The sequence below is a fragment of the Pontibacter mucosus genome, assembly GCF_003054055.1.
GTDB lineage: Bacteria > Bacteroidota > Bacteroidia > Cytophagales > Hymenobacteraceae > Pontibacter > Pontibacter mucosus.
Genome location: NZ_QBKI01000002.1, coordinates 394,285 through 419,718, shown reverse-complemented (window position 1 = coordinate 419,718; position 25,434 = coordinate 394,285). Strand labels below are relative to the sequence as shown.

The window sequence follows — 25,434 nt, the reverse complement described above, 5'->3', positions numbered from 1 at the left end:
AGTTTATCCCATTCGCACTTTTTAATTACCCAACAAGTGATGTGTGGAAATATTCCACACCAGAATAATGCAATCTTACAGAATGCATTACATGGTAATATATCTATATACCCCGCTTTTTATATTTATATTATTATTCCGATACTTATACCTCTCTTTTTTCCCACTCAGCAATACGCCAAATAATTGATAAGTATTGACTAACAAGAAGATAGCTATATAAACATTTCAAGGAAATGCGTAATGGTGTAACCTTAGTTAAACCATTGAAAATCATTAATATATAAAATAAACATACTTATAAAGGGAGCAAAAACGTATTACTTTTTTAAGTTTGTCAAAATTTTTTATTGTTTTTTCTAGGACAAAGTAGGATTTATAATTTTTTCTATTCTATATTTGCAGCAGTTCATTGATTATAATTTTAGCCACATTATCACAACCTACTACGGGGGATTACAACAAAAAAGTCTTATTAACTAGCCTCTAGCCAAGGCAGTCGCAAGATTTTTTACAGGAAACAAAACATTAAAAAATCTAATTTTCAACTTTTAGCCAAAAGGAAATGAACACAAAGACCTCTACCCTGAGCAGAAGGGCTTATCGGGCGGTTATTGCCCAGCTCTTCGCCTACATTTTGTTCGTGCTTCTTCCTTCCACAGTACACGCACAAACTTACAGCGGCCCACTCGTGATTACGAAAGGCGGAACTTACAAAGGAAACTGGGAGTCCAGGGACTCGAATGTTCCCGCTGTGGAAATCAAAACCAGCGAACCAGTTATTATCGAGCACTCCAACATCCGTGGTGCCGGTTACCTGATCAAGAGCTGGGGGTACGCGGTGAACCTGACGGTTCGCCACACGAACGGTTACGGCATTCAGCAGACTCCCTGGAGCGACCATAAGAAGCCACGCCGCTTTGTAACTGTAAACAACTTCAAGAATGTAGTGATAGAGAACAACTACATGGAGAGCACAGCGGGTATTTACCTGGGCACGCGCTACGAAGGCGACAACTCTTCATCGCAGGGCGTTCGCATCCGCTACAACATCGCCAAAAACATTGATGGCCGGGTGTACGGCGGCGACAGAGAGCACTCGCAGTTCGTGCAGTTTAACTTCAAAGGCGCTATCCGCCACGCTGAAATTGCCTGGAACCAGGTGATCAACGAGGCAGACAAGTCGCTGGTGGAGGACAACATCAACATGTACAACTCCCGCGGTATGTCAGGATCGCCTATCAAGATCCACAACAACTACATCCAAGGGGCTTACCCGATTGCTGCCAGCGGTAAGCAGTACTCCGGCGGTGGTATCATTACCGACGGTGACGGCGACATTAACAACTGCCCCGCCTACATCGAGGCGCACGACAACCACCTGGTTGGCCTGGGCAACTACTCTATGGGTATTGCCGGCGGCAACAACATCCGCTACCACCACAACAGAGCCGTGAACGCAGCCACCTTCGATAACGGCACGAAGTATAACATGTATACTTCCGGCTTCTGGAGCAAAGACTACTACAGAAAGAACACTACCTTCGCTAACTCCGTGGATAACAACGTGATGGGCATCGTGGCATGGGGTTACACCAACAACCGTAACGACATTTCTGTAGCCGAGAACGCAGACTTCAAGAGCAACACAGCCCTTCCTAACCCTATCACCAAGCAGACGGAGAAGGACGAGTTTAACCTATGGCAAGGCAAACTGTCTCAGAACGGCATCAAGCTTGGCCCGAACGGCACCGGCGGATCTGCCCCTGCCAACCAGGCTCCAAGTGTAAGCATCACTTCGCCTATCGCTAACGCTTCTGTTACGCAAGGTGGCACTATCATCATCGAGGCAAACGCCACAGACGCCGACGGCTCTGTAACCAAAGTGGAGTTTTACCAGGGTGCTGTGAAACTGGGCGAGGACACCAGCGCACCGTTTACCTATACCTGGAACAATGCCCCAACCGGTGCTTACTCCCTTACAGCCAAGGCGTATGACAACGCCGGTGCTTCCAAGACCTCTTCTGCGGTAAACATCAACGTGGTGGCTGGTGCTTCCACACCAACGGAGGATCCCCTGGCACAGCAACCAACGGATGGCACGACATCGGGTACTGGAAAGATCACCCATGAGTTCTGGGCTAACGTACACGGGGCTGGCGTAAGCGTGATTCCGGTGAGCACTGCTCCTACCAGCACTTCTACCCTGGCACTTTTCGAAGCGCCAGGCGGCAAAGGCAACAACTATGGCCAGCGTATCCGTGGTTACGTGACGGCTCCTGAAAGCGGCCAGTATACTTTCTGGATTGCCGGCGACGACCAGGCTGAACTGTACCTGAGCACCTCGGAGGACGCAGGCAGCAAGAAAAAAATCGCCTTCACCACCAGCTGGACCAACCCGCGCGAGTGGAGCAAGTATAGCTCTCAGAAATCAGCGCAGATTACACTGCAGGCTGGAAAGCGTTACTACATTGAGGCGCTGAGCAAGCAAGAGGGCGGTGGAGACAACCTGGCCGTGGCCTGGCAACTGCCGAGTGGCGCTAAAGAGATGCCAATAGAAGGCAGCAGGCTTTCTGAGATGGGAAGCAAGGCTCCTGAAGCACCAGCTACTATCACGCCAATTGTGGCCACAGGCAAAATCATCCTGGAGAAGTGGACAGGCGTACATGGCTCGAACGTAAGCGTGATTCCGGTAGACAGCAAACCAGCCAGCACGCAGGAACTGACTAAGTTCGAGGCTCCTTCTAATTCAGGCGACAACTATGGCCAGCGCATCCGCGGCTACATCATTGCTCCTGAAAGCGGCCAGTATACTTTCTGGATTGCTGCCGATGATAAAGCCGACCTGTACCTGAGCACCTCGGAGGACCCGGCTAAGAAGCAGCGAATTGCCTATGCCAGCGACTGGACTAACTCTCGTGAGTGGAACAAGCGCACCGGACAGCAGTCTGCTAAAATCACGCTCGAAGCCGGCAAGCGCTACTACATTGAGGCCCTGCACCTGGAAGGCGGCGGCGGTGACAACCTGGCTGTGGCCTGGCAGCTGCCAAGCGGCGCCAAAGAGATGCCAATAGAAGGCAAGCACCTGTCACCATTCGGCGATGCGCTCACCGGTATCTCTGCCATGAAAGTATCTGAAGTTGCTGACACAGAGCCTTTCTTCGCCCAGACCACTGCCTACCCCAACCCGTTTGCCGATGTGGTAACGCTGGACTTCGGAGACAGAGAAGGCGTTGAACTGGCAGAGGTTACTGTACTGGACCAGACCGGACGCGTAGTTTACAAAGAATCAAAACTGGAGCTGACCAATAACAGGCTATCGCTTAACCTGGTTGATCTGAAAAGAGGGATGTACATCCTGAAGTATACGGACAAGTCCGGCAAGTCTGACAGCATCAAGCTCGTAAAAGAATAAAAAACCACAACTTTTAGCCCAAAGGAAAGGGGCCTGCTGATTGGCAGGCCCCTTTTTATTTACCGCACCACCAGCCTGCGGCTCACAATCCGTTTGTCCGTTATCACCGTCAGCACGTAAACCCCCGCCCTGTAGTCCGTGGTGATGGGCACCAGCACTTCCAACTGACCAAAGCTGTTGGCCTGCAACTGTTGCTGCAGCAGCACCTTGCCCCGCAGATCCGACACGGTAAACTGCACCGGCTCATCGGCCGAGAGGCCAAACACGCTGGCTGTAACGTCTCCCACATCCACCGGATTTGGGTATACTTTGAAAGAGACAGATCGCAGGCTCTTGTTCTCTACCTGTATGATATTGGAGTACGTATACTTGCCATCCTGCTTCACAATTTTCAGGCGATAGTAGCCAATGCCGGAGAGGGGGTCAACATCCGTGAAAGGATAGGAAAGCGGGGTGTTGCTGTTTCCGGCGGCCTTTACCTCACCCAGCTTCTCGAAAGCTTCAGTATCAGGAGCGCGCTCTACTTCGAAGTGCGAGAGCCCGGCCTCGGCAGCCGTCTCCCATGTCAGCTGCACCACGCCTCCCACGTATTCCCCCTCAAAGCGCACCAGCTCCGTGATGGCATCGTACACATCCTCATACCGCTGCTTCACCTCGGCTGCGGAGAGCGCCCGACCGAAAAGCTTGACCTCATCCAAAATTCCTTTGTAGTGATACCCGCCCCCATCGTTAAGGTAGCCGATGTTGACTGGTGATCGGCTGGCAAAACTGTTGGCATACTTAAATGTCTGTGTTGACACACGCTCCCCATCCACATACAGCTCCGTGAGCCCTGATTTCCCGTCACGCACCGCCACCAGGTGGTGCCACTGATCGTCATTTAACCCGGGGCCGCTGCCATGCTCAGGTTTTGGACCTGCCCATTCCAGGTCGAGCAGGGTAAATATGGCGCGCCCCTCCCTGTCCAGCCCCAGCCACCAGTGTGCTTCGGAATCTTTGGCATCCCTGCCGATGAGTACGCGGTTGCCGGAGGAACTGGCTGCACTGCGCATCCAAAGCTCTATACTGAAACTCTCGTCGGGTGCCCAGTTAAAGTTTTCGCAGGCTGTTACATCCAGCCCATCGTCTTCGCCGTCAAATTCCTGCCCACCGGATATTACCCCGGTGACTGGCTTCGGCATTCTGCTATCCGCGCCAGCGGCGTGACTTGGAGTATAGTAGTCGTGGTAAGTGGGGCCGCGCATTTCGTGCAGCATCCAGTGGTGCAGCATTCCGGACGTCTCCCCTGATGCCCGCTTCACGGTAACGGTAAAGTCCTGCCTGTCGGAGCCGGCGGCGTTGCTGGCTGTAACGCCTACCTTATAGCTGCCCGCAGCGCTGGGTACCCAACTGATTTCGCCTGTAGTGGCGTTGATGCTCATACCGGCCGGCGCCTCGGCAAGGGCAAACGATGGCCTGGCATTTCCCACAGCCTTCACCTCATACTTATACTGCTGCTCCGCCACCCCGTAGGTAACGGCTTCCGACATGATAACCGGCTTTACCTGCTGCGGTCCGCAGTAATTGCCCGCGCCGTTGTTGTAGCGGGCCCGAACCTCATTCTCCGTCAGATCGCGGTTGTACACCATGATCTCATCCAGCAGGCCATTGTAGGCATACCCATTATTAAGGTCCAGAAAGCCAATGTTTACCGGAGAGCCGCTCTCGAAGTTGTAAGTATAATCGTACTGGAAGTTGCCCACCGTGTAGCCATCCACATAGAGCTTGTTCAGGCGCAGGCGGCCGTCGCGCACCACCACAATATGGTGCCACTTGTTGTCATTTATCTTGATGTCTTTCCCGACCAGGCTAAAGCCTCCCTGGGTGCGGTTGGGGTTGTTGTCGAAAAGGTCGAACTGGGGGTTGCCCTCCGTGTTCATGCCGAGCCACCAGATCATGTTCGTGTCTTTGGCGTCGCGGCCAATGAACACCTGGTTGTCGGAGGAGGTGCCGGAGGCCTTCATCCAAAGCTCTATGGTAAAGCTGCTGTTGGGGCCCCACTCAAAATGCTCCAGCCCCCGGATAGTGATGCCCGGGCTTCGTCCTTTGAAGGCCTGTGCCCCGTTAAAGAGCCCTGCTTCCGGTGTGGGACAGGTGGAGCAGGAGGCCGTGGCTTCAGAAACATAATCCTGATAGGTGCCGGAGGCCGTTTCATCAAAGCCAAAGTAATGCACCAGGCCATCCGGGCAGTTCTGCTGCGCCTGGGCAGCAGCGCCTGCCAGCCACTGCAGGAGCAAGGCTATCAACAGAAAACGGGTATACTGCGCTACGCCCTTCCGGCGTATTGACGCTGCTATAAAGTATGTCATGAAGTATATACTTATTGGATACCTGCCGCTAAAACCGCAGCAGACCTGTGCAATAATTTACATGAGGCCGATAGCACCATTCCTTCAGGGCCAGGAACTGCTTCTCTACTAATCTTACTATCAGGACGTCACTTAAGCATAGTACGCCAATTATATAGCTAGGTTTAGTATAGTATTGCTGAGCTTCTGCATTTTAGCATTATTCACAGGCGAGGGGCCTTTGAGGAGGGTTTATCTGTGCAACATTACCATATTGTTAGCCGCGAGGGTTTGCGTCCGTTGCCGTTGCTCTGCCCGGCAGGATTGAGGAAAAAGCTGAGGGTCACTTCGTTAGTGGATTTATCTATGGCCCTGGCGTCCTGAGTAGGTGTTTCGTAGGTATAGCCGATGCCCAGCTGGTTCAGCCGCAGCCCTGCCCCTAAGGTGTAAGCCATCTCGTGGCGGTAGCCGCCGCCTACCCAGAAGAGGTTGTTGTAGATAGCCTTCACCTGCCCCTCGGTCACCGATTTCTGGTTGCTGTCGTGCTGGTAAATGCCGCTCAGGGAAATGCCCACCAGGTCGGTTATACTTTGGCGGAACCCCACCTGGGCCACATGCCGGCGTTTGTAAAAATCACCCAGCAGCTCGTTCCCGCTGGAAGCGACTTTCCCTTCGGTCACATCCAGTAGCGCGTAGCCAACATAGAAGTGCTGCCCCGTCAGCGACAATCCGATGTTGATGTCTGCGCGGCCGCTGCGGTTCTCACTGCCCAGCACATCGGCAAAGCGGGGGTCGTTCACCTGGTCCACGGTCAGGCTGTTGCCATCGAGGCGATAGAACGTATAGCTCAGGCCGGTGCCCCAGCGCAGGCTCAGGCGCTCCGACAGCTGCACACCGGCACCGTAACTGAGGACAGCCTGTGTCTCTTTGGTTGGCCCGAACTGGTCGTGGAAAAGTATAAGCCCGAGCCCGTGCCTGGCGCCGGTTGGGCCTGCTTGCTCCCGCCCCAGCGTCCGCGCTGCAAAGGGTCTGCTTGGGCCCTGCGCGTCCTGCAAATCCAGCTCCCCGGAAGCCAGTATGGTCTTGGGGGCATCCTTAAAGCCCGTCCATTGGTTACGGTAAGCCGCCCGCAGCACGGTGCCTTCGTGGCCGGTGAGGGCCGGGTTATAATAATGTCTGAATTGTGAGAAGTTTGCCAGTTGCCTGCGGTTCTGCGCCTGCACCGCGCCGGCCAGCATCGCCAGGCAGAGGCAAAGTATAAATCTGTTCATCTACCTTTAATTAAGTACGGTTAGCACCCCTCGCTCTACCAGGTTAATGTCCTTTATCTGAATGATGTAGAAGTAGGACCCGGCCGTTACGCGACCATCCTTGCCCTTGCCATCCCAGCCCTTTTCCGGGTCAGTCGTCTCGAAAAGCAACGTGCCGGAACGGTCGAACACCTGCACCTGTACCTGGTTGTAGTAGCGCAGCTCAGGCACCAGCCACAGGTCGTTGATGTTGTCTCCGTCCGGGGAGAAGGCGTTGACGAGTTTTATACTTCCATCAGTATTATAGAGCGATTTGGTGAGGGTAAACTGCTGCTCAAACGTGTTGTTGTACGGGTCGGTGCTGCGCACGCGGATGCTAAAGGCGGATTTACCCGAAAGGCCCCGATTTGTCTTCAGATACAGCCCGTCCTCGCGCAGCTCGAAAAGCGGATTATCCGCATCGCCCTGGCCCCTCACCAAAGTATAAACAAACGTGTTGTCGTCCGGGTCGGTGGTGGAGAATGTGCCGATTTGCTCGTCGGGGCTAAGGTCTGGCCTGAACTTGTCGGCGCTCAGGCTAATGGCGGTTGGGGGCTGGTTCGGCTCCACCGTCACCATCACCCGGGCCGTCAGGTTCCTGCTGTTGCTGGTGTTCTCCTTCAGCTCCAGCTGACCAAGTATCAGGTAGCTGCCAGGGATGGCGCTGTTGTAATCAGCAGGGTTCCAGGTAACTTTCAGCTTTTCGTTGCTGCCGAAGGTATACCGCACCTCCACCTCCTGCGGCAGCCCGATTTCCTCAAAGCCTGTTTTAAACTTGACTGTTTTATCGGCTGGGTTGATGACCGCTATGATGTCCTTGGTTAATTTTTCCACCTGCGCGCTTATTTCCTCACCCCGATTTCCGGCCGCATCTACCAGGTATAAAGTGGCAGTTAGCAACCCGTCGGACAGGCCGCTCAGGTTCAGGTTATCAATCGTAAAGCTTTGCGAGGCCACGGCGCCTGTGCCAGTTAGCGGTGCGCCGCCTTTGTTGCTGCTGATGCTGTAGAAGTACGTAGCGCCAGGCTCCGCGCTCGCTACCTGCAGCCCTACCCGCTCCTGGTTGGTTATATCCACCAGTTCGGTGTTAAAGGCTAAAGTATAACCTGCAGGAGCAGCGGCATCATAGGTGAGCCGCAGCACTTCTGAGGCCGGGTTAGGGTTACCGGCCAGGTCGGTCACCTTGCCGGCGGCAAGGCTAATGCGCACTTCCCCGTCCGCCTCCGGCACCACGGTGGCCGTGTACGTTGCTTTGCTGGACTCCTTAAAATCCTGCAGTTTGCCGTTGGTTATACTTACGCTCGAAGCGCTGAGGCCGTACACTTCTTCCGTGAAAGTTATACTTACAGGAAACGAAGTATTCACAGGTGACTCCTGCTCCGTTTTGATGGCTACTTCCGGGGCGATCAGGTCAATCGTTACCGCGAGTTCCTTGCTTTTCGGACTTGTGTTTCCGGCGGCATCCGTCGCAGTGGCCGTGAAGGTATACTTCCCCTCCCGCAGCGCCGTCTTCTCATGGCTATACTCCCAGGTGCCATCTTCCTTCACGACAGTTGTACCCAACTTATTCTCTTGCTGCCATACAGCTGCCACGGCGCCCGGCTCGGCACGGCCAAAAAATCTGAGCGTGTTATCCGAAGTGATCTGGTCGTCGTCTGCCGGGCCACGGTCTTCCGTAATGCCGGCCATGGTGGGGGCTTCGGGGGCTTTGGTGTCTACTTCCCAGGCGTAGGTAGCCGGACTTTGGTCTTTGTTACCGGCCGCATCAACCGCCCTAACCGACAAAGTGTGACTGCCCTCTGACAGGTTCTGTGCAGTATACTTGCTTTCTGCCGCTGCATAGGCCCCGCCATCCAGACTAATTTCATAGTTTACGTTTTCCTCACTGCTGCTGAAACTAAAGCTGGCCTCCTTGCTATTACTCATCTTGTCCGGACCTGAGGCAATCGTGGTTTCAGGGGCCTTGGTATCGATGGTGAAGCTTCGGGTGCTGCTGGCCTTGCTGGTATTGCCGGCGGCATCGGTGGCGGTGGCGGTCAGTTGCTTTGTGCCTTCGGATAGGGCGTTGGCAGGTACCAGGCTCCATTTGCCATCTGCAGCGGCTATACTCTCGCCGATTTTCGTAGTGCCAAAGTATAAAGCGACTGTGCTGCCCGCCTCTGCTATTCCGTTGAAGGTTGGCTTGTTCGTGTTCAGGAAACTGCCCTGCGCCGGGGCCGTAACCACCGGGGCATCAGGAGCCTTGGTGTCTACCATCCAAGTATAAGTGGCAGGGCTGGCGTCAATGTTTCCGGCGGCGTCCACGGCCCTCACCCGGATAGTGTGCTCCCCATCCGCCAGATTCGCCAACGTATACGGATTGGGCACGGTCGTAAAGTCACCCCCATTTATACTTACCTGGTAGCTTACGCCGTTCTCGTTGCTGCTGAACCTGAACTCGGCACTGCTGCTGTTGGATAGTTCTTTTGGTCTGGCGGCTATCTCTGTCTCGGGTGCGGTCGTGTCAACAGGCTTTAGCGCTCTGTTCAGCAGCGGGTCCAGGACCTTAAACCAGACCGGGGCCATTTTATCGAAGCCCCGCTGCGCCGGGTGAAACCGGTCGGCCATGTCGCCACCATCAGAAACGAACTGGTAAATGATGCCTGCATCGGCCATGTCCACCAGCTCCAGCCGGTCGCCGGCCTTTATGCGGGCTTTCACCAGGGCCTCCAGCTTGTCGTTGTACCGCTCGATGATGTCGTTTTTCGTGTTCTCAGGCCCCCGGTAGCAATCGGTCGGGGTACATACCGTCAGGATGATCCGGGACACAATCACAGTTACCTCCTTGCCGGAGCGCTGCTCATACTTATCCACCTCATCGAGTATCTGCGTTAGGTCATCCACAGAGCTTTGCGAGTTGTCCACGCCGTCGTTGCTGATCTCGTTGGTGCCGCTGTGCAGCAGGATAACATCGGGTTTAAAGTACTCCAGGTAGTTTTCGGTGTGGTCCAGGCCAAAGCGCTCGCCATCGTACCAGCGGTCGTACCAGCCGTTCTGGATGATGGTCACCAGGTCCTCGTTGCGGCTGCCGCCAAAGCCGGCATGGTCGGTGTCCTTTACCAGGTTGCCACCGTGGCGCTCGCTGCCCACATAATCGAACTTTATACTTGCCCCGTTCAGCAGCTGCTCCAGCTTAGCCCTGTAAGAGGCACGGGCGCCCACTGGATCGCTGGGTATGCCGCCTTCCGTGTTGGAGTCGCCAAGCGGCATGATTCTGTACACATGGTTCTGCGGGAGCGTGGTGGCGCTGGCCACGTTGCTGTAGGGGGTGGCCCCGCTGCCGGTGGCCTTGATGCGGTAGTACGCCTGCTGGCTATAGTATAAGTCTGTGTCTCTGAACGTAAGCTCCGAGGCGGCCAGCGTTTTTACAGGCACAAAAGCGCCCTCCGGTCCTGCTAAGGAGCGCTCCAGCACATAGCCTGTGGCTCCTGCCACTGCTGTCCATTTCAGCGTGATGGCGCCCGCAAGCGAGGGCTTTGCCTCCAGGGTCGGGGCCGACAGGGCAGTGGGTTTAGCATGTATGACGGCAGTAGAAAAGTATAAAATCGTCAAGAAAACAAGAGGCAGCAGCCTGACGTGCAGCTGTTTGAGGTAAAAGTATAAGGGCATAGAGCGGGTATACTGTTTAGGCCTTTTTTTGATGATGCCCTATATAACGGGCATCCTATGTGTTGGTTGCCGTTTACCCGGTATTCCCTGATAAAAGTACATTTTGCAAAAATCCCATTCATGAACCCTTACATGAGGAAGCCGCAAAATAGGGCTTGCAACGCTGCTGTGAGGCTTAAGCATGGCAATATCTAAGTATTAAAAAAAATATATCCAAAATAGGACAACCTTTTAGTGCAACTTCTATATAATACCAGAAGAGGTTAACCCAACGCCTCGCCTTATCCGACTCCCGTGCCAGTGCATGAAGACCCTGATGCTACCTGAGACGAACACCCTGAGAAACTGGAGAACGTATGCTTTTCAACTCTACTGAATTTTTCATATTTTTCCCGGTAGTAGTTACCCTGTACTTCCTGACGCCTTTCAACCGCCGTTGGCTAATCCTGCTGCTTGCCAGCTACTACTTTTACATGGCCTGGAAGCCGGCATACGCTCTTATCCTTGTCTTCTCCACGCTGGTAGACTACTTCTGCGGCCAGATGATGGGCCGCCACGAAGAAAAGGCCCAACGCAAGCCGTGGCTGTGGCTGAGCCTGATATCCAACCTCAGCATCCTGGGCTTATTCAAATACTACAACTTCTTTAACGATAGCGCCCGCGACATTGCCCATGCCCTGAACATGGCCTACGCCATGCCTGCCTTTGAGCTGCTGCTGCCCATGGGCATCTCCTTCTATACTTTCCAGACCATGAGCTATAGTATAGATGTGTACAACGGGCGCATCAAGCCGGAGCGGCACCTGGGCATTTTCGCGCTATTCGTTACCTTTTTCCCGCAGTTGGTGGCGGGGCCCATCGAGCGGGCGGGCAACCTGCTGGGCCAACTGCGCCAGTACCACGAGTTCAGCTACCCGCGCGTGGTGGCCGGCCTGCGTCGCATGGCCTGGGGCTTCTTTAAAAAGATAGTAATTGCCGATAACCTGGCCCTGATGGTGAACCAGGTATACAACAACCCGACCGAGTATGATGGCGTCTCCCACATCATCGCCACCGTGTTCTTCGCCTTCCAGATTTACTGCGACTTCTCGGGCTACTCTGATATTGCCATCGGGGCGGCCCAGGTGATGGGGATAAAACTGATGGAAAACTTCCGCAGCCCATACTTCGCCAAAACCATCCCCGAGTTCTGGAGCCGCTGGCACATCTCGCTCTCCACCTGGTTCCGCGATTACCTCTACATCCCGTTGGGGGGCAACCGCGTGGTGAAGTGGCGTTGGTACTATAACCTGTTCATCGTGTTTATGGTGAGCGGCCTGTGGCACGGCGCCAGTTGGACCTTTGTGGTATGGGGGGCCCTGCACGGTGTTTACCAGGTATTTGGGATGATGACGAAGGAGAAGCGCAACGCCCTGGCACAAAAACTCGGGCTCAACAGCAACGCCCAGGTATACAAATGGGTGCAGGTGCTCACCGTGTTCTTCCTGGTCTGCTTCAGCTGGATTTTCTTCCGGGCCAACAGCATCAGCGATGCCTTCTACATTGTGGGACAGTGTGCCTCGGTAGTCACCAACCCGGCGCAGCTCATAGCCTTGGATTGGAGCCACGACGTGTTCATGGACCAGGGCGTAAAGGTGTTTGCCGTGTCGGTGGTAGCCATCGCCATCATGGAGACCGTACACCTTATCCAGCGAAACGGCAGCGTTTCCCAGCTTATCATGCGCCGCCCTGTTTGGGTGCGGTGGGGCCTGTACTATACGGCTATCGTTTTCATACTTCTCTTCGGGCAATTTGGGCACCAGGAGTTCATCTATTTTCAGTTTTAAGGAAGTATGGCAGAGGACATGAAACATAAAGGCGTTAAGAGACTGCTGGGGAAACTCACCCTGCTGGCGCTGCCCTTTATACTTTGGCCGCTGGTAGAGGTGTTTGTGCTGCCCATGAACTTCTTCACCTTCCGCATCTGGGAGACCATTTCGGTAAACAGCATGCGCGTGATGCCGGGCCCCTTCTACCCGAACGTGCACATGCAGATGGAGGAGGAGGGCGAGCTGGCCCCACGCACACCTTTTGCCCAAAAGCGGCAGGTGGAGTGGTATACCGACCCCTATGGCTACCGCAACCGCGACACAAAAAACGACGTGCTGCTCATCGGTGACTCCAACATTACCGGGGCCAAGTTATCACAGGAAGAGACGCTGGCGGAAGTGCTGGAGCAGCACCTTGGCCGGGATGTATATTCCTTTGCCCCTGCCACCGTCAACCGTTTCCTGGCCACCGACCGCTTTGAGGAAAACCCGCCTGAGCTCGTGATTGTGTCAAGTATAGAACGGCGTATCCCCGAGCTCCCGGCCGTTGGGGACAACAGCCTCGGCTCCAAAGTCAGGAACCTGACCGGCAAGCTCATCAGCTCCTCCCCTTTCCTGACAAACCTTACTGTAAAAGCCGACCGTATTTCCAAGCTGTCGCTCTACCACCGCATGTTGGCCGAAATAGACCGTGCCATGGGGCGTAAGGCGTACATCAGCTACCACAACGAGTTTTTCATGGAAGGCGAGCAGGCCAACCGGGCGTATCCGGAGGAGGAATTGGACCGCATAGCCGATGTGCTGGAAGGCTACCGGGATGCGCTGCAGGAGCGGGGCATGCACTTTGTGTTCCTGCCCATCCCAAACAAGGAAAATATTTACTACCAACTGCTCCCCAGCCAGAAAGAGGCCACTTTTCTGCCGCAGCTGCTGCGCCGGCTTGATGCGCGCGGGGTGGCATACGTAGACCTGCAGCCTGCTTTCAGGGAGCTTTACCAGCAGCAACAGGTGCAACTTTACCCGGTAGATGATGCCCATTGGAACGAAGTAGCCGTAAAAGTAGCGGCCCAGTTGCTAACGAGGCACTCCACCGTAGCACAACTTAAGGCAACGCCGTATGAGGCGGAAGAGCACCTGCTGGTGAACTACAAGGAGGAGTAGCCGGAAATTGAATGTAATACCTATTAAACCTAAAATACCCATGAAACTTAAAGCTTACTATACCAAAGGCAGCAAGAAATTAAAGAAGATACTGGGAAGATACATCCCGCATAATACCCACTACCGCCCGGGGGGCGTGTGCCGGATAAACCTGGAGCAACTCTCGGCCAATAACGCCCGCGAGGTCAGAATACACCCGATTTACCCCCACCTCACCACGGAGCTGCTTATTTCCGAAGACCTGTATGAGGCCTGCTCCGAGTACTGGAAACCGAAAAGAAAGGTAGAGACAGACTACATGGTAGTGGAGGTGCCGAACGGCCGCATTTATACCGATAATGAGAGCAGTGTGGCGGTGGTATCGCAGTACAACCGCCTGGTGGAGAACGTGTCGCTGAGCCTGAGCAGAGGCAAGGTATCGGAGCCAAACCTGAACAACATTTTTGAGCAGCGCTACTTTAAGCCGCCGGTAAAGTATAAAGGCACCGTATTCTCGCTGCTGACGGGCGGCGCGGGCCTCAACAACATTGGGCATTGGTTTCTGGACGTGCTCCCGCGCCTGCACCTGCTGCACGAAAGCGGCCTTTACGATAAAGTAGACTGGTTTTATGTGCCCAGCACCCGCTACGACTTTCAATCTGAGACACTGGAATTGCTGGGTATACCGAAGGAGAAAATAATTGAGGGCGATAAGTTTCCGCACATCGCCGCCGACTGTATCATTGCCTCTACGGCCCCGCGCGGCAACCACACGCTTGTTCCGAAATGGCTATGCAACTACCTGCAGGAGGTGTTTTTACCTTTTGCCGAAGAGGAGACCGACAGCATCACCCCGGAAACGCCTTATCTGTACGTGAGCCGCTCCGACTCCGCCATCCGCAACGTACTCAACGAGCAGGAGCTGCTGGAGGAATTGGAGCCGTATGGCTTCCGGAGCATCGTGTCGAGCAAACTAAGTATAAAAGAGAAGATCAGGCTATTCTCCAAGGCCAAAGTAGTATTGGGAGCGACCGGCGCTGGCTTGATAAGTATGATTTTCTGCAAGCCGGGCACCAAGATGATCGAGATCTTTAACGAGGGCTTCGTGATTGAGCCGTTCTACGACATCGCCACCAAGCTGGACCTGGACTACGATTACATTATCTGCAAGGGCAACAAGATCGTGCGCAACGCCGACCAGGGGCAGCGGGAGCACGTAGTGGTGGAAATCGATAAAGTAATAGACATATTAGACCGGATGCGCACAAGTGCGGGCAAGGAATATAAAATCGCCTGAACTCCGCCATCCAACCTATAATAAAAAAACGCCTCGACCATAAAGTATAAAGGTCGGGGCGTTTTTTATAGTTTGGGAGCCTCTAAATTACAGCTGCTTTCTCGCCCAGGAGTTCGTTAACGATATGGTTTCCGATGGCCAGCGATGAGGTAGCCGCCGGAGAGGGAGCGTTGCGAACATGTATAATATTGGCACTCTTGAGGATGTTAAAATCATCGATCAGCTTTCCGTTCCGGTCGCAGGCCTGCGCTCTTACGCCGGCACCACCAGGCACCAGGTCGCTTTCCTGTACCTCCGGCACCAGTTTCTTCAAGGCTTTTGTAAAGGCCGCTTTAGATAAAGACCGGTACATCTCGCCCATGCCTGTCTGGCCATACTTGGCTACAATTTTCCAGAAACCAGGCCAGCTTAACGTCTCTTTAGTATCCTTCAGGTTGAAGTCCTGGAACTTATACCCTTCCCGCTTGAAAGCAAGCACTGCATTTGGCCCGGCTTCCACTCCACCGCGTATCATACGGGTAAAGTGGACGCCCAGGAACGGAAAGCTCGGATCCGGCACCGGGTATATCAAGGCTTTTACGAGGTGCTCTTTTTCCTTACTCAGCTTGTAGTACTCCCCCCTGAAAGGAATAATGCGCAGGTCGTTCTCCTTCTCTGTCATGTTGGCCACTCTGTCGGAGAACAATCCGGCGCAGCTCACCAGGTGGTCTGCCGCGTACATGTGCTTGTCTGTCTCCACATGCACGGTGTTATTTTGCGAATGGATGTTAATCACCTTCTCGCCAAACACAGCCTCCCCTCCATATTGGTTCTGGTACAGGTCCAGGAGCGTTTCAGCCATCTTTGGAAAGTCGATGATACCGGTCTGCGGCACATGAATGCCCCGGATGCCGGTGCAGTGCGGTTCCAGCTCCTGTATTTCTTCCAGCGACCTCAACTCCCTCAGGTTCTGTAAGCCGTTCTGGATCCCCCGGTTGTGAATCTCCTTCAGCTTGACAACCTCTGCCGGCGTTGTGGCTACTATAATCTTACCACAAAGTTCGTAAGGGATGTTATGCTCCTCGGCAAATGCCAGCAGAGAGCTATAGCCCGCGATACAGTTTTTGGCCTTGAGGCTACCGGGGGCATAGTAAATACCGCTATGAATGACGCCGCTGTTATTGCCTGACTGATGCTTGGCAACCCTATCTTCCTTCTCGATCAGCAGCACTTTGCTGTCAGGATTTTTGCGTTTGAGGTGGTAAACAACGGAGAGGCCAACCAGACCTGCTCCTATAACAATAGTATCGTACTTCTTTAATGACATGCTGTTATGGCTTTATCTTTCTATTTTGTGTTATACTGCCCCACAGTCCAGGTGGGGTAGCACTAAAAGCTTATACGCTGAATTATATATAGAGTCTAAATTATATAGACATACCTGCTACTTCTTTTCCAGTCTTCCTGTTTGCATCATTTCATGCAATATGGCTATAGCTGAGCGATTTCTTTTAAACTGGTTTGTTGCTTTTTCAGGCCGATAGCGTCTTCATAAATGGAAACCAGCATTTGGCAATTTATATCCGGTGTATACAGCTGTTCGTAGTCGTTGCGGGCGTTCTGCCCCAGTGCCCTGGCCAGATCGGGAAGTTGCTGCAGCAATTCTACTTGCCTGACCAGTTCCTGCGCGTCTCCGGGCGTGTAATGCATCCCGTTGTGCTGGTGCTGCACCAGGTGGGCACCACCACCAATCTTAGAGGCGATCACCGGCGTGCCGGTGGCAAATGCCTCCACTGCCGTCATACCGAACGTCTCCAGCCACTCCGACGGGAAAATGAGTGCACGGGCTTTTTTAAGCTGCTCCATGGCCTCTTCGCGTGGCCGGAAGCCCATATACTCCACCGCCGGATGCTTCGCGGCATACGCCTCCACCAGCGCCTGCAAGGGCCCCGTGCCAATGATCCGGAGCGGAAATGGTTTTAGGGTATGCGCCTTCAGCAGCGTCCGGATGCCTTTTTCCTCGGTCAGCCGGCCCAGGTATAAAAAGTAATCTTCGCGGGTGGCAGCACCCAATCCCGGGTCAGCCGTGAAGTTAGGTTTTATACTTAGCTGCTCTGGCCTGAGGTGGAGGGACGAGTTCTGGAAAAGCGCCGCTGCACCTGGCGTCAGGGCTATAAACTTATTTACCTTCCCGCGCCAGGTGCCTAACAGCTTGTGCACCCCGGTGGCCAGCACTACCGAGGCCGTTTCTACTTTAGATCCCCGGTACACGCCTTTCAGGATTGGTTTAAGGGGAAACCGCTGCTGCACATTCTCCAGCTGCACCTGCCCATCGTAGTATAGCACGGCGCTCGGGCATAGGAGGCGGTAATTGTGCAGGGTCATTACCACCGGCACTTTATACTTGCGGCACACCCAAAACACCCCCGGCGACACCAGCGGAAAGAAGTTGTGCACGTGCACCACATCGGGTTTAAAGCGTTTTATACTTTTGCTGATAATGCCTGCGCTCTGCGGGTTATACACCACCCCCAGCGCCGCCTGCAGCTTGTCTTTTATACTTGTTACGTTGTTGTTCGAGAAGGTAAGCTGCTCCACCGTATGGCCATGTGCCCGCAGCAGCTGCGCTTCCTGCTCGAACACCGTGTCCTCTCCCCCGGCCTGCTTGTAAAAGTTATGTATCTGAAGTATGCGCATAAAGTATAAAAGTCGTCAATCAGGATAATCTACGAATGGCTGCTTGCAGGTCTTCCGGGGTGCCCACGTCCAGGCAGGTGCCGTTGTCGAACACCTCACTCTGCACCAGCAGCCTCGCGTTAATGGCCGCCTGCACCACCTCCCCCATGCTCAGCTCGCCGCCGCGAGCAATTAAATGCTCCTCCACCTTCTGCAGGTAGGTATGCATAAACTCGGTAAAGCGCGGCCCCCAGCAGGCGATGGCCCAGCCAAGGGTAAGGTTAGAATTTGCAGGCTTTGGAAGTATGGCTTGCACCGCACCTGTTTCCTGCAGTTCCACCATATCCCATTTGTGCGGGTAAGGCACCTTAAAGCAACCCAGCACCACGTCAGCCCCGGTTTGCTCCTGCCGCTGCAGCAAGCGCTCAAAGGCATTCTCTGGCTCAATAAGGATATCCGGGAAGCCGAACACCACCCGCTGTTGCCTTACAAAAGAATAGGCTTGATCTACAGAAAAGGGACTGCCGTAAGGTTTCTGCATGATGAGGTAAGCCAGCTGCAGCCCTAGTTGGCTGCCGTCGCCGTAGTAATTGGGGATGTCCCACTTGCCCTTTCGAAGTATAACGAATACTTGCCTGGCCCCAGAACGCTGCATGTGCTCGAGCAGGTACTGCGACACAGCCTTTGGGTGTGGCGTGCCATGCTCCGGGTGCGCCTCAAAGCCTACCGGAAAAAGCTCCTTGCTGCACGGAAGGGGTGAGAGCCGGGAGCCAACGCCAGCGGCCGGTACAATGCCTACGACATCAGTTGCCATATTAATCATAAAAAGCGCGCACCGCTACCTGTGGCCTGCGATGCGCGACATTTTTGGTTCAGTTTGAGAGTTATGTCTTAAACGGAAGCCGCTTTTTTATGCAGTTGCTTCAGCACACCATTTCTCTCGTCTTCGGTTTTGGCAGCAAAATAGGCAGCCTGCTCCATACGAAGCTGGTCTACCAAACGGCCTTCCGGCATCACGACATCGTCATACGTAATCACCTGGTCTTTCGGAATGTCACGCTTCAGCACACAGCCTTCTGCCACCCCAAGCGGCAACAGTCTTTCTGCCGCGGTCGTGTCTGCGTTTTCACACAGGCCGTAGGTCATGTAATGGCCGATACCATCAAGCACATCCCCTGCTTTCAGGTCAATCTTAGCGGCTGAAACTACCTCTACCTGCGGAGCACCTACCGGCGTCAGGGCTGCATCGTTGAACAATACGGCACGCGCTACAGTGTTGGGCACCTCAAAATGGCACAGGTGATATGGGGTGTAGAACAAGTATAACGGACCTTCACCCAGCTTGTAGAGGTTTAGGTAGTGTTGCTGAATCGGGTTATCATATGTTCCTAATACAAAGACACCCGGGCCTGGCTCAGCGCCCACCACGTAGTCCACAATACCCGGGCCTTTGGTCAGGTCCTCCAGCGGGTAGAGGTTGTGTACGCAATCCTTAAGCGAGGTGCCGCTGGCTACCGTTGGTCCGTGCATGCCGCGCTTGGCTACCCGCATGCCTGTGCCGTTGGCGATAATGGCCTGCTCAAAGGAAATCTTGCCGCCATCGGCAAAGGAAGTAACCATCGATGGCTGCTGCCCCCACTTCTTGGCAAAGCCTTCCTGCGTAGTGGGATTGCGATACGGGTCGTGCAGCCCTTTGATATTGCCGCAAAGCACCGGCTTTACGCCCAATCCCTTTACAAAACGGAACAGGTTCATGGTCACGCCCGGCTGGTCGCCATCGGCATTGGTAAACACCACGCCGGCTTTATCAGCGTATACTTTCAGAATCGGGCCTATGGTCCCATCTACCTCGGCATTCATCATAATGATGTGCTTGCCATTCTGTATGGCTTTGATGGCGATGTTGGTGCCGAACTCCACGGCGCCGGTTACCTCAATTACAGCATCAATACCCTCTGCCTCACACAGCAGCGAGGCATCTTCGGTGATGCTATACTTGCCCTGGCGGATATTCTCCTCCAGTTCTGCCAGGGATGCTACCTCCTGTACATCCGCTATCTCTGCCTGGCTGTAGGCTAGTTTTGCTTTATCAAGGGTGCGGTTGGAAATGGCGACAAGCTCCATCCCCGGCGTATATTTACAGATTTGCAGGGCAATGCCACGGCCCATAAAACCGGCTCCTACCATGGCGACGCGTACCGGGTTGCCCTCAGCTTGGCGTTTGGCCAGCGCTGTATCTACTATTATCATGTCTAAAGTATAAGTTTTAGGTTTGAAGAGAAAAAGCCGCTGGTTACACCAGCAGCTTTCCTGTGTTTACTTCCCGCTCATCCACAAAATCCGGATGCGCCTGGTCTTTTTCTGAGATAACTACCGGTTCTATCGGCCACTGAATGTTGAAGGCCGGATCGTTCCAGCGTACGCCTTTCTCAGCACCTGGTGTGTAGAACTCCGTTACCTGATAGGTTACATCGGTATTGTCTTCCAGCGTGATAAAGCCGTGGGCAAAGCCTTCCGGTACAAACAGCATGCGGTAGTTGTCAGCTGTAAGCTCCACACCAATCCACTGCTTGTAGGTCTCCGAATCTGGACGCATGTCAATGATCACATCGTAGATGGCGCCGCGGGTGCAGCGTACCAACTTTGTCTCCTCGTTCGGGGCCAGCTGCATGTGCATGCCGCGCAGGGTGCCCTTCTTCTTATTATAGGACACATTGGTCTGGCGGATATCATTTGTCAGGCCAAACTCTTCGAACTCTTTCTGGCAGAAAGAACGTCCAAAAAAGCCGCGCTCGTCCTCTATGCGTTTTACGTCTATGATATAAGCTCCTTTGAGCTTGGTCTCAGTGAAAATCATAAGTATAACTTAGGCAGTTTCTAACTCGGTTTCAGCCACTTTGGCGCTGTTTCGCTGCCACTGCAGCTGCTCGTTCAGGCGGTTTGTCTCTTGCAGGCTGTTCAGCACCATCAAGCGCATCAACAGCGAGTTACGGAAATCGCCATCCTTAAACTCCATCTCCTTAAGCCCTTCGTACAGCCCTTCAATCGCTTGGGTTAAGGTATACTGCGGCTGGTGGTTTGGGGCCAGCTGCTTGTACAGATCGAAGTTGACACGGTAAGAGCGCTTATCAGGAGCGGCATCTTTGTTCACGGTCACGTCCACGCCCGGAATCAGCTCTGCCACGGCATTGGCCAGTTCGTACACCTGGTAGTTCCACTCGTTAGAGCCGGTATTTACAGCTAAATACTCGCCCCCGTTGGACGGCTGACGGGTAACAGCCCACTCAATCGCGCGCGCCATGTCTTTCACGTGAATCAGTGGACGCCAAGGCGTTCCATCGCTCAGGATATTGATTTTACCGGTGGACACGGCCCCTGCCACAAAGTCGTTCAGCACCAGGTCCAGGCGCAAGCGGTCGCTCATGCCGCAGGCGGTGGCAAAACGCAGGCAGGTCACGATAAAGCCATCGCCGGCCAGTGGTTTCAGGTCTTTCTCGGTTGCCACTTTGGAGCGGGCGTAGGCGGTGAGTGGGTTCAGCTCAGAGTCTTCTGTTTTGGCATGCTCGGAGGCAGCACCGTACATGCTGCAGCTGGAGGCAAACACGAAGTTCTTTACCCCGGCAGCCTTGGCCATTTCGGCAATGCGCACGCTCGATTTATAGTTTACCTCCATCGTGATGTCCTCGTACTTCTTACCCATCGGGTCGTTGGAGATGGCGGCAAGGTGTACGACGGCATCAACGCCCTCCAGCACGTGGGCAGGCATGGTGCGTACATCGCCATAAAGTTGCACATCCAGGCGGCTTTCAGGAAGTATAGGTGCGTTGGTCAGGCAGTTGGCAAAGTAGGCCATGTCGTAGCCCACCAGGGTAGCTTCGGGATAGGCAGCACGCAGACGCTCTACCACGCCAGGGCCAACATAACCCATGTTTCCGGTTATCAGTATTTTCATTTTTTTAAAGAGGGATATATAGTAAGAAAAGGGTTTGGGGTTCTCTGAGGGTTAGTTTACAACACCGGAAAGCATTTTGTGCCACACGTTCCAGGGTGCCTTGCCGCTTTGCCAAAGTTCTTCCAACACATGCTTGTCGCGCAGGGTATCCATAGGCTGCCAGAAGCCGCTGTGGCGGTAAGCGGAGAGCTCTCCTTCCTCGGCCAGTGTTTCCAGCGGGCCGCGTTCCCAGGTCGTGCTGTCGTTCTCAATGTAGTCGAACACGCTTGGCTCCAGCACAAAGAAGCCGCCATTAATCCACGGCATGTCGCCACCGGTAGGTTTTTCCTTAAACTGAGGGACCTTTGTGGCTTCTGAAGAAAGGGTAAAGGCACCGAAACGGCCCGGTTGCTGCACCGCGGTAAGAGTGGCTTTGGTGCCCTGCGCTTTATGGTATTCAATCGCCTCGGCAATGTTCACATCGCTCACGCCGTCGCCATAGGTCATACAGAAGGTTTCATTGCCTACATAGTCTTTCACACGCTTCAGGCGCCCGCCAGTCATAGTACCTTCGCCGGTATCCACCAGCGTCACCTTCCACGACTCTGTGTGGTTCTTGTGCACCTCCATGCCGTTTTTGCGCATATCGAAGGTGACATCCGAGTTATACAGACAATAGTTGGCAAAGTATTCTTTGATCATATGGCCTTTGTAGCCACAGCAAATCACAAACTCGTTAATGTTGTAGTGGGAATAGATTTTCATAATGTGCCACAGAATTGGCTTACCGCCAACTTCTACCATGGGCTTGGGACGCACACCACTTTCTTCGCTTATTCTTGTACCGTAACCGCCGGCAAGTATAACTGCTTTCATCTATTGTAAAGGGTTTAGAAATAAAACATAATGTTGGCGCATGCTCCGGAGAAATTTGTACTATCTTCGAGATGCATGCTTTTGCTTGATACGGAGATTTCTATATTAGGATTTATTGAAATAAGAACTTTTTGATACTCTGTTAGCTGCGCATCAGCTTAGGCTGGCTGTTGGAAATGGCTGCATGGGCCGATGTAATCCCTGCATAGCGTGTAAAGCCATCATGTTTAGTCGAGAGGCACAAGGCTTGCGCACTGCTTCTGCCGCACCTCACCTTCCCGTAAAATTGCACAGCGGATTGCCTGAACAGGCTGTAGCGCTGCTTATGACGGTAATGGTGAACGATGAAGTGCCTCCATCTCATTGTACTTTGCTTCGTTATGCATCAAAGCTATACGTAGACTTACTGGCTCAGTTCTGCCCGCTTGTTTCGGCCGAAGAGCATCAGCTTGGTTACCTCATACATAAACTTACTGTTGGTGAGCAGATAACGTTTCCACAATCTGCCCGGCTCCTGCCACAGGCGGTAGGTCCACTCCAGGCTCAGGTCGCGGGCCCACTTGGGCAGGCGCTTTTCCAGCCCGGCATAGGTCATGTAGGCCTGTCCCACACCCAGCATGCAGGCCTTCACTTTGCCTTTGTGCTCCGCCATCCAGCGCTCCTGCTTCGGGCAACCCAGGGCTACAAACACCAGGTCAGCACCAGAGTCATTGATCATGTTCGTGATGGCCTCATCCTCAATGTGCGTGAGCTTGCGGAAAGGCGGCGAGTAATAACCAGCGATGCGCAGGTTCGGCAGATCGGCTTTGGTGCGGGCTACCACCGCCTCCAGCACCGGATCGGTGGAGCCGTAGAAGAACACAGACTTGCCGCGTTTCTCAGCCTCCTGCAGCAGGCGCGGCATTAGGTCCATACCCGGCACGCGGTCCTGGTGCTTGCCGTAGAGCAGCTTCATCAGCTTCGACAGCGGCCCGCCATCCGGCGAGGCGATGTCGGCGTTGTTGAGCAGGTTTTGGAACTCCTTGTCCTGCCTGGCCTCCATGAGCATGTGTACGTTGGCAAAGCACACATACGAGGAGTCTTTCGTATCGGAGAGCCAGAAAACATGGTTCACAAAGTCGTTGAAAGAGCCGGCCGAGATAAGGGAGCCGAGCAGTTGACGCTTTACTTTTATAGGTGGCTCGGCGGCAACAGGTTTTTCTTGTAGGGTCGTCGTATCAGTAAGCATTTTTTTCACCTTTAATCATGTTCCATACGGTGAGGAAGATAATTTTCATGTCCATCATCAGGCTCCAGTTGGCCATGTACATCACATCGTACTCCACGCGCTTTTCCATCAGGTGCACTTCCTTGGTCTCGCCGCGGTAGCCGCTCACCTGCGCGTAGCCCGTAATGCCCGGCGTCACGAAGTGGCGTGTTTTATACTTGGAGATAACCTTGGAGTACTGGTCCAGCTGTGACACCAGGTTCGGGCGTGGCCCTACTACCGACATGTCGCCCAGCAGCACGTTGAAGAACTGCGGCAGCTCGTCGAGGCTGGTCTTGCGCATAAAGGCACCGAAGCGCGTAATGCGTGGGTCGTTTTTGGTAGCCTGTAGCTCGGTGTTGTTGTTCACACGCATGGTGCGGAACTTGTAGCACACAAACAGCCTGTTTTTCTTGCCCGGGCGCAGCTGCTTAAAGAACACTGGTCCCTTCGACTCCAGCTTAATCAGCAGGGCAATGATGGGGAACAGGATTGGGAAAATCAGCAGGATAACCGCCAGGGAGAAGACCACGTCGAAAATGCGTTTCACAATGCGGTTAGAGGCCAGCTCCAGCGGCTCGTTGCGCACGCTCAACATCGGGATGTTGTGGTAGAAATACATGTTCACTTCCTTCTTCACGATGGCGCTGAAATCAGGCACCAGGCGCAGGTAGATGAAGTTGTCGTTGGCAAACTCGGTCAGCTCCTCTATCTGCTCAGAGTCGATGATGGGCTTGGCATAGTATACCTCGTCGATGCTGTGCTGCAGGCAGTAGTCCTTCATGTCTTCTATACTTCCGAGCACCTGGTGTGGGCTGCTTGGGTCCACCTCATCATCAAAAAAGCCCATGAACTTGGTACCTATCTCATCGTTGTTGCTCAGGGTTTGCTGCAAAGAAACGGCTGCCGGACCCGAGCCAACTATCACATAGCGTGTGTGGGCCATATCGGAGTCGGTAAAGTAGCGATCGGCCATGTGCAGCACCAGACGGCTAAGACCAATCAGAAACGCAGTGGACAGGTACGTATACAGTAACAGCAGGCGCGAAAGCTGCTCCAGGTTAAAGACAACGATACAGCTGGCTAGGATGAGCGCGTGCATCAGGAACACGTTGATAAGATTTCCCAAACGCCTGTCTATCGGCAGGAAGCTGTCCACCCGCACAATAAAGTTAGAGAAGCCGGACACAATCCACCACACCAGGGCGAACAGCACGAAGAAGATATTGTATTGATACTCAAACTCGAAGCTCCCGTAGCGGAGCATGTTTGACAGCTTAAAAGCGAAGGCGATAAGCGTAATATCGAGAATCAACAGAAGTACTCTGTTAAAGCCATAGTAATGTCTATATCTATTCATTTGGTTGAGTACATTTTGGGGTCATAAGTAAACTTTGAAAATCTTGTCTCTGCCTCACGTTCCATCATCACTAGCTACCTGCAGGCCTATTTGCTGCCTCCTTACTTACAACAGTCTTTATGCAATGCCGGCGTCTCCGGCTCAGTCCGGCCTTATGTGAAGGGGCCGTGCTTTTAAGTACATTAACTGTAGCACTAAAGCTGCAGCATTTGGTCTTGTGAGTGTAGTGGGAAATACGGGCGCACCAACAGGAAGGTTTATGATTTTACTAAGTTCTATTAAAAAAGAATAATTTAATAATATATCTAAATTAGCATATCTATATATTCAAAAAGCTCACTTATTAGCTCTAATGCACACCTGCAACTACCCGCCATACACCCCCTACTTGACCGCCGCTCACACAGATATGTAACTCTTCCAATATATCAGCACCTAATAT

16 protein-coding genes are annotated in these 25,434 nt (G+C 53.6%); 4 read left to right on the top strand and 12 right to left on the bottom strand.

Annotation, left to right across the window (positions count from 1 at the left end):
* Positions 1–565: 565 nt before the first annotated feature.
* Positions 566–3,415, top strand: coding sequence for a PA14 domain-containing protein (locus tag C8N40_RS05370; protein ID WP_108210752.1), 2,850 nt, complete (start codon positions 566–568; stop codon positions 3,413–3,415).
* Between the two features lie 59 nt (positions 3,416–3,474).
* On the opposite strand, the gene C8N40_RS05365 is transcribed toward C8N40_RS05370, so the two are convergent.
* The 3 genes from C8N40_RS05365 to C8N40_RS05355 form a co-directional block, all read right to left on the bottom strand.
* Positions 3,475–5,763 (bottom strand): LamG-like jellyroll fold domain-containing protein, encoded by a 2,289-nt coding sequence (locus tag C8N40_RS05365; protein ID WP_108210751.1) that lies wholly within the window; start codon positions 5,761–5,763, stop codon positions 3,475–3,477.
* Positions 5,764–6,008: 245 nt separating this feature from the next.
* The gene (locus C8N40_RS05360) at positions 6,009–7,013 is read right to left on the bottom strand and encodes a PorP/SprF family type IX secretion system membrane protein (RefSeq protein WP_108210750.1); all 1,005 of its coding nucleotides are present in this window, start codon (positions 7,011–7,013) and stop codon (positions 6,009–6,011) included.
* 6 nt (positions 7,014–7,019) lie between these two features.
* Positions 7,020–10,679: an Ig-like domain-containing protein gene (locus C8N40_RS05355; protein ID WP_108210749.1), complete on the bottom strand. Its 3,660-nt coding sequence runs from the start codon at positions 10,677–10,679 to the stop codon at positions 7,020–7,022.
* Between the two features lie 356 nt (positions 10,680–11,035).
* On the opposite strand from C8N40_RS05355, the gene C8N40_RS05350 reads away from it, so the two are divergent.
* The 3 genes from C8N40_RS05350 to C8N40_RS05340 are packed head-to-tail and all read left to right on the top strand — an operon-like array spanning position 11,036 to position 14,924.
* Complete coding sequence (locus C8N40_RS05350) at positions 11,036–12,505, top strand: MBOAT family O-acyltransferase (RefSeq protein WP_108210748.1); 1,470 nt, start codon at positions 11,036–11,038, stop codon at positions 12,503–12,505.
* Between the two features lie 6 nt (positions 12,506–12,511).
* The gene (locus C8N40_RS05345) at positions 12,512–13,648 is read left to right on the top strand and encodes an alginate O-acetyltransferase AlgX-related protein (RefSeq protein ID WP_108210747.1); all 1,137 of its coding nucleotides are present in this window, start codon (positions 12,512–12,514) and stop codon (positions 13,646–13,648) included.
* A gap of 40 nt (positions 13,649–13,688) precedes the next feature.
* Complete coding sequence (locus C8N40_RS05340; protein WP_108210746.1) at positions 13,689–14,924, top strand: glycosyltransferase family 61 protein; 1,236 nt, start codon at positions 13,689–13,691, stop codon at positions 14,922–14,924.
* Between the two features lie 82 nt (positions 14,925–15,006).
* Here C8N40_RS05340 and lhgO read toward each other — a convergent pair whose 3' ends face one another.
* The 9 genes from lhgO to C8N40_RS05295 all read right to left on the bottom strand — a co-directional run bounded on the left by lhgO (position 15,007) and on the right by C8N40_RS05295 (position 24,992).
* A complete protein-coding gene (gene lhgO / locus C8N40_RS05335) occupies positions 15,007–16,230 on the bottom strand; it encodes an L-2-hydroxyglutarate oxidase (protein ID WP_108210745.1) in 1,224 nt (407 codons plus the stop codon).
* Positions 16,231–16,394: 164 nt separating this feature from the next.
* Complete coding sequence (locus C8N40_RS05330) at positions 16,395–17,600, bottom strand: glycosyltransferase (protein ID WP_108210744.1); 1,206 nt, start codon at positions 17,598–17,600, stop codon at positions 16,395–16,397.
* 19 nt (positions 17,601–17,619) lie between these two features.
* Positions 17,620–18,393 carry a nucleotidyltransferase family protein gene (locus C8N40_RS05325; RefSeq protein WP_108210743.1) on the bottom strand — a complete coding sequence of 258 codons (774 nt, stop codon included), beginning with the start codon at positions 18,391–18,393 and terminating at the stop codon, positions 17,620–17,622.
* A gap of 77 nt (positions 18,394–18,470) precedes the next feature.
* Positions 18,471–19,829 carry an NAD(P)H-dependent oxidoreductase gene (locus C8N40_RS05320; RefSeq protein ID WP_108210742.1) on the bottom strand — a complete coding sequence of 453 codons (1,359 nt, stop codon included), beginning with the start codon at positions 19,827–19,829 and terminating at the stop codon, positions 18,471–18,473.
* Between the two features lie 43 nt (positions 19,830–19,872).
* Positions 19,873–20,436: a dTDP-4-dehydrorhamnose 3,5-epimerase gene (rfbC, locus tag C8N40_RS05315; RefSeq protein ID WP_108210741.1), complete on the bottom strand. Its 564-nt coding sequence runs from the start codon at positions 20,434–20,436 to the stop codon at positions 19,873–19,875.
* A 9-nt stretch (positions 20,437–20,445) separates the two neighbouring features.
* On the bottom strand, positions 20,446–21,531 hold the full coding sequence (locus C8N40_RS05310; RefSeq protein WP_108210740.1) for an NAD-dependent epimerase/dehydratase family protein: 1,086 nt from the start codon (positions 21,529–21,531) through the stop codon (positions 20,446–20,448).
* A 51-nt stretch (positions 21,532–21,582) separates the two neighbouring features.
* Positions 21,583–22,386 (bottom strand): glucose-1-phosphate cytidylyltransferase, encoded by an 804-nt coding sequence (rfbF, locus tag C8N40_RS05305; RefSeq protein ID WP_108210739.1) that lies wholly within the window; start codon positions 22,384–22,386, stop codon positions 21,583–21,585.
* 403 nt (positions 22,387–22,789) lie between these two features.
* Complete coding sequence (locus C8N40_RS05300) at positions 22,790–23,614, bottom strand: WecB/TagA/CpsF family glycosyltransferase (RefSeq protein ID WP_245905002.1); 825 nt, start codon at positions 23,612–23,614, stop codon at positions 22,790–22,792.
* Complete coding sequence (locus tag C8N40_RS05295; RefSeq protein WP_108210738.1) at positions 23,604–24,992, bottom strand: undecaprenyl-phosphate glucose phosphotransferase; 1,389 nt, start codon at positions 24,990–24,992, stop codon at positions 23,604–23,606. The genes C8N40_RS05300 and C8N40_RS05295 overlap by 11 nt, the downstream gene beginning before the upstream one ends.
* Positions 24,993–25,434 lie beyond the last annotated feature (442 nt).

Bases quoted from the DNA above. Each gene is read 5' to 3' on its own strand.
- C8N40_RS05370 (WP_108210752.1), top strand. From the start codon at position 566: ATGAACACAAAGACCTCTACCCTGAGCAGAAGGGCTTATCGGGCGGTT.
- C8N40_RS05365 (WP_108210751.1), bottom strand. From the start codon at position 5,763: ATGACATACTTTATAGCAGCGTCAATACGCCGGAAGGGCGTAGCGCAG.
- C8N40_RS05360 (WP_108210750.1), bottom strand. From the start codon at position 7,013: ATGAACAGATTTATACTTTGCCTCTGCCTGGCGATGCTGGCCGGCGCG.
- C8N40_RS05355 (WP_108210749.1), bottom strand. From the start codon at position 10,679: ATGCCCTTATACTTTTACCTCAAACAGCTGCACGTCAGGCTGCTGCCT.
- C8N40_RS05350 (WP_108210748.1), top strand. From the start codon at position 11,036: ATGCTTTTCAACTCTACTGAATTTTTCATATTTTTCCCGGTAGTAGTT.
- C8N40_RS05345 (WP_108210747.1), top strand. From the start codon at position 12,512: ATGGCAGAGGACATGAAACATAAAGGCGTTAAGAGACTGCTGGGGAAA.
- C8N40_RS05340 (WP_108210746.1), top strand. From the start codon at position 13,689: ATGAAACTTAAAGCTTACTATACCAAAGGCAGCAAGAAATTAAAGAAG.
- lhgO (WP_108210745.1), bottom strand. From the start codon at position 16,230: ATGTCATTAAAGAAGTACGATACTATTGTTATAGGAGCAGGTCTGGTT.
- C8N40_RS05330 (WP_108210744.1), bottom strand. From the start codon at position 17,600: ATGCGCATACTTCAGATACATAACTTTTACAAGCAGGCCGGGGGAGAG.
- C8N40_RS05325 (WP_108210743.1), bottom strand. From the start codon at position 18,393: ATGGCAACTGATGTCGTAGGCATTGTACCGGCCGCTGGCGTTGGCTCC.
- C8N40_RS05320 (WP_108210742.1), bottom strand. From the start codon at position 19,829: ATGATAATAGTAGATACAGCGCTGGCCAAACGCCAAGCTGAGGGCAAC.
- rfbC (WP_108210741.1), bottom strand. From the start codon at position 20,436: ATGATTTTCACTGAGACCAAGCTCAAAGGAGCTTATATCATAGACGTA.
- C8N40_RS05310 (WP_108210740.1), bottom strand. From the start codon at position 21,531: ATGAAAATACTGATAACCGGAAACATGGGTTATGTTGGCCCTGGCGTG.
- rfbF (WP_108210739.1), bottom strand. From the start codon at position 22,386: ATGAAAGCAGTTATACTTGCCGGCGGTTACGGTACAAGAATAAGCGAA.
- C8N40_RS05300 (WP_245905002.1), bottom strand. From the start codon at position 23,614: ATGCTTACTGATACGACGACCCTACAAGAAAAACCTGTTGCCGCCGAG.
- C8N40_RS05295 (WP_108210738.1), bottom strand. From the start codon at position 24,992: ATGAATAGATATAGACATTACTATGGCTTTAACAGAGTACTTCTGTTG.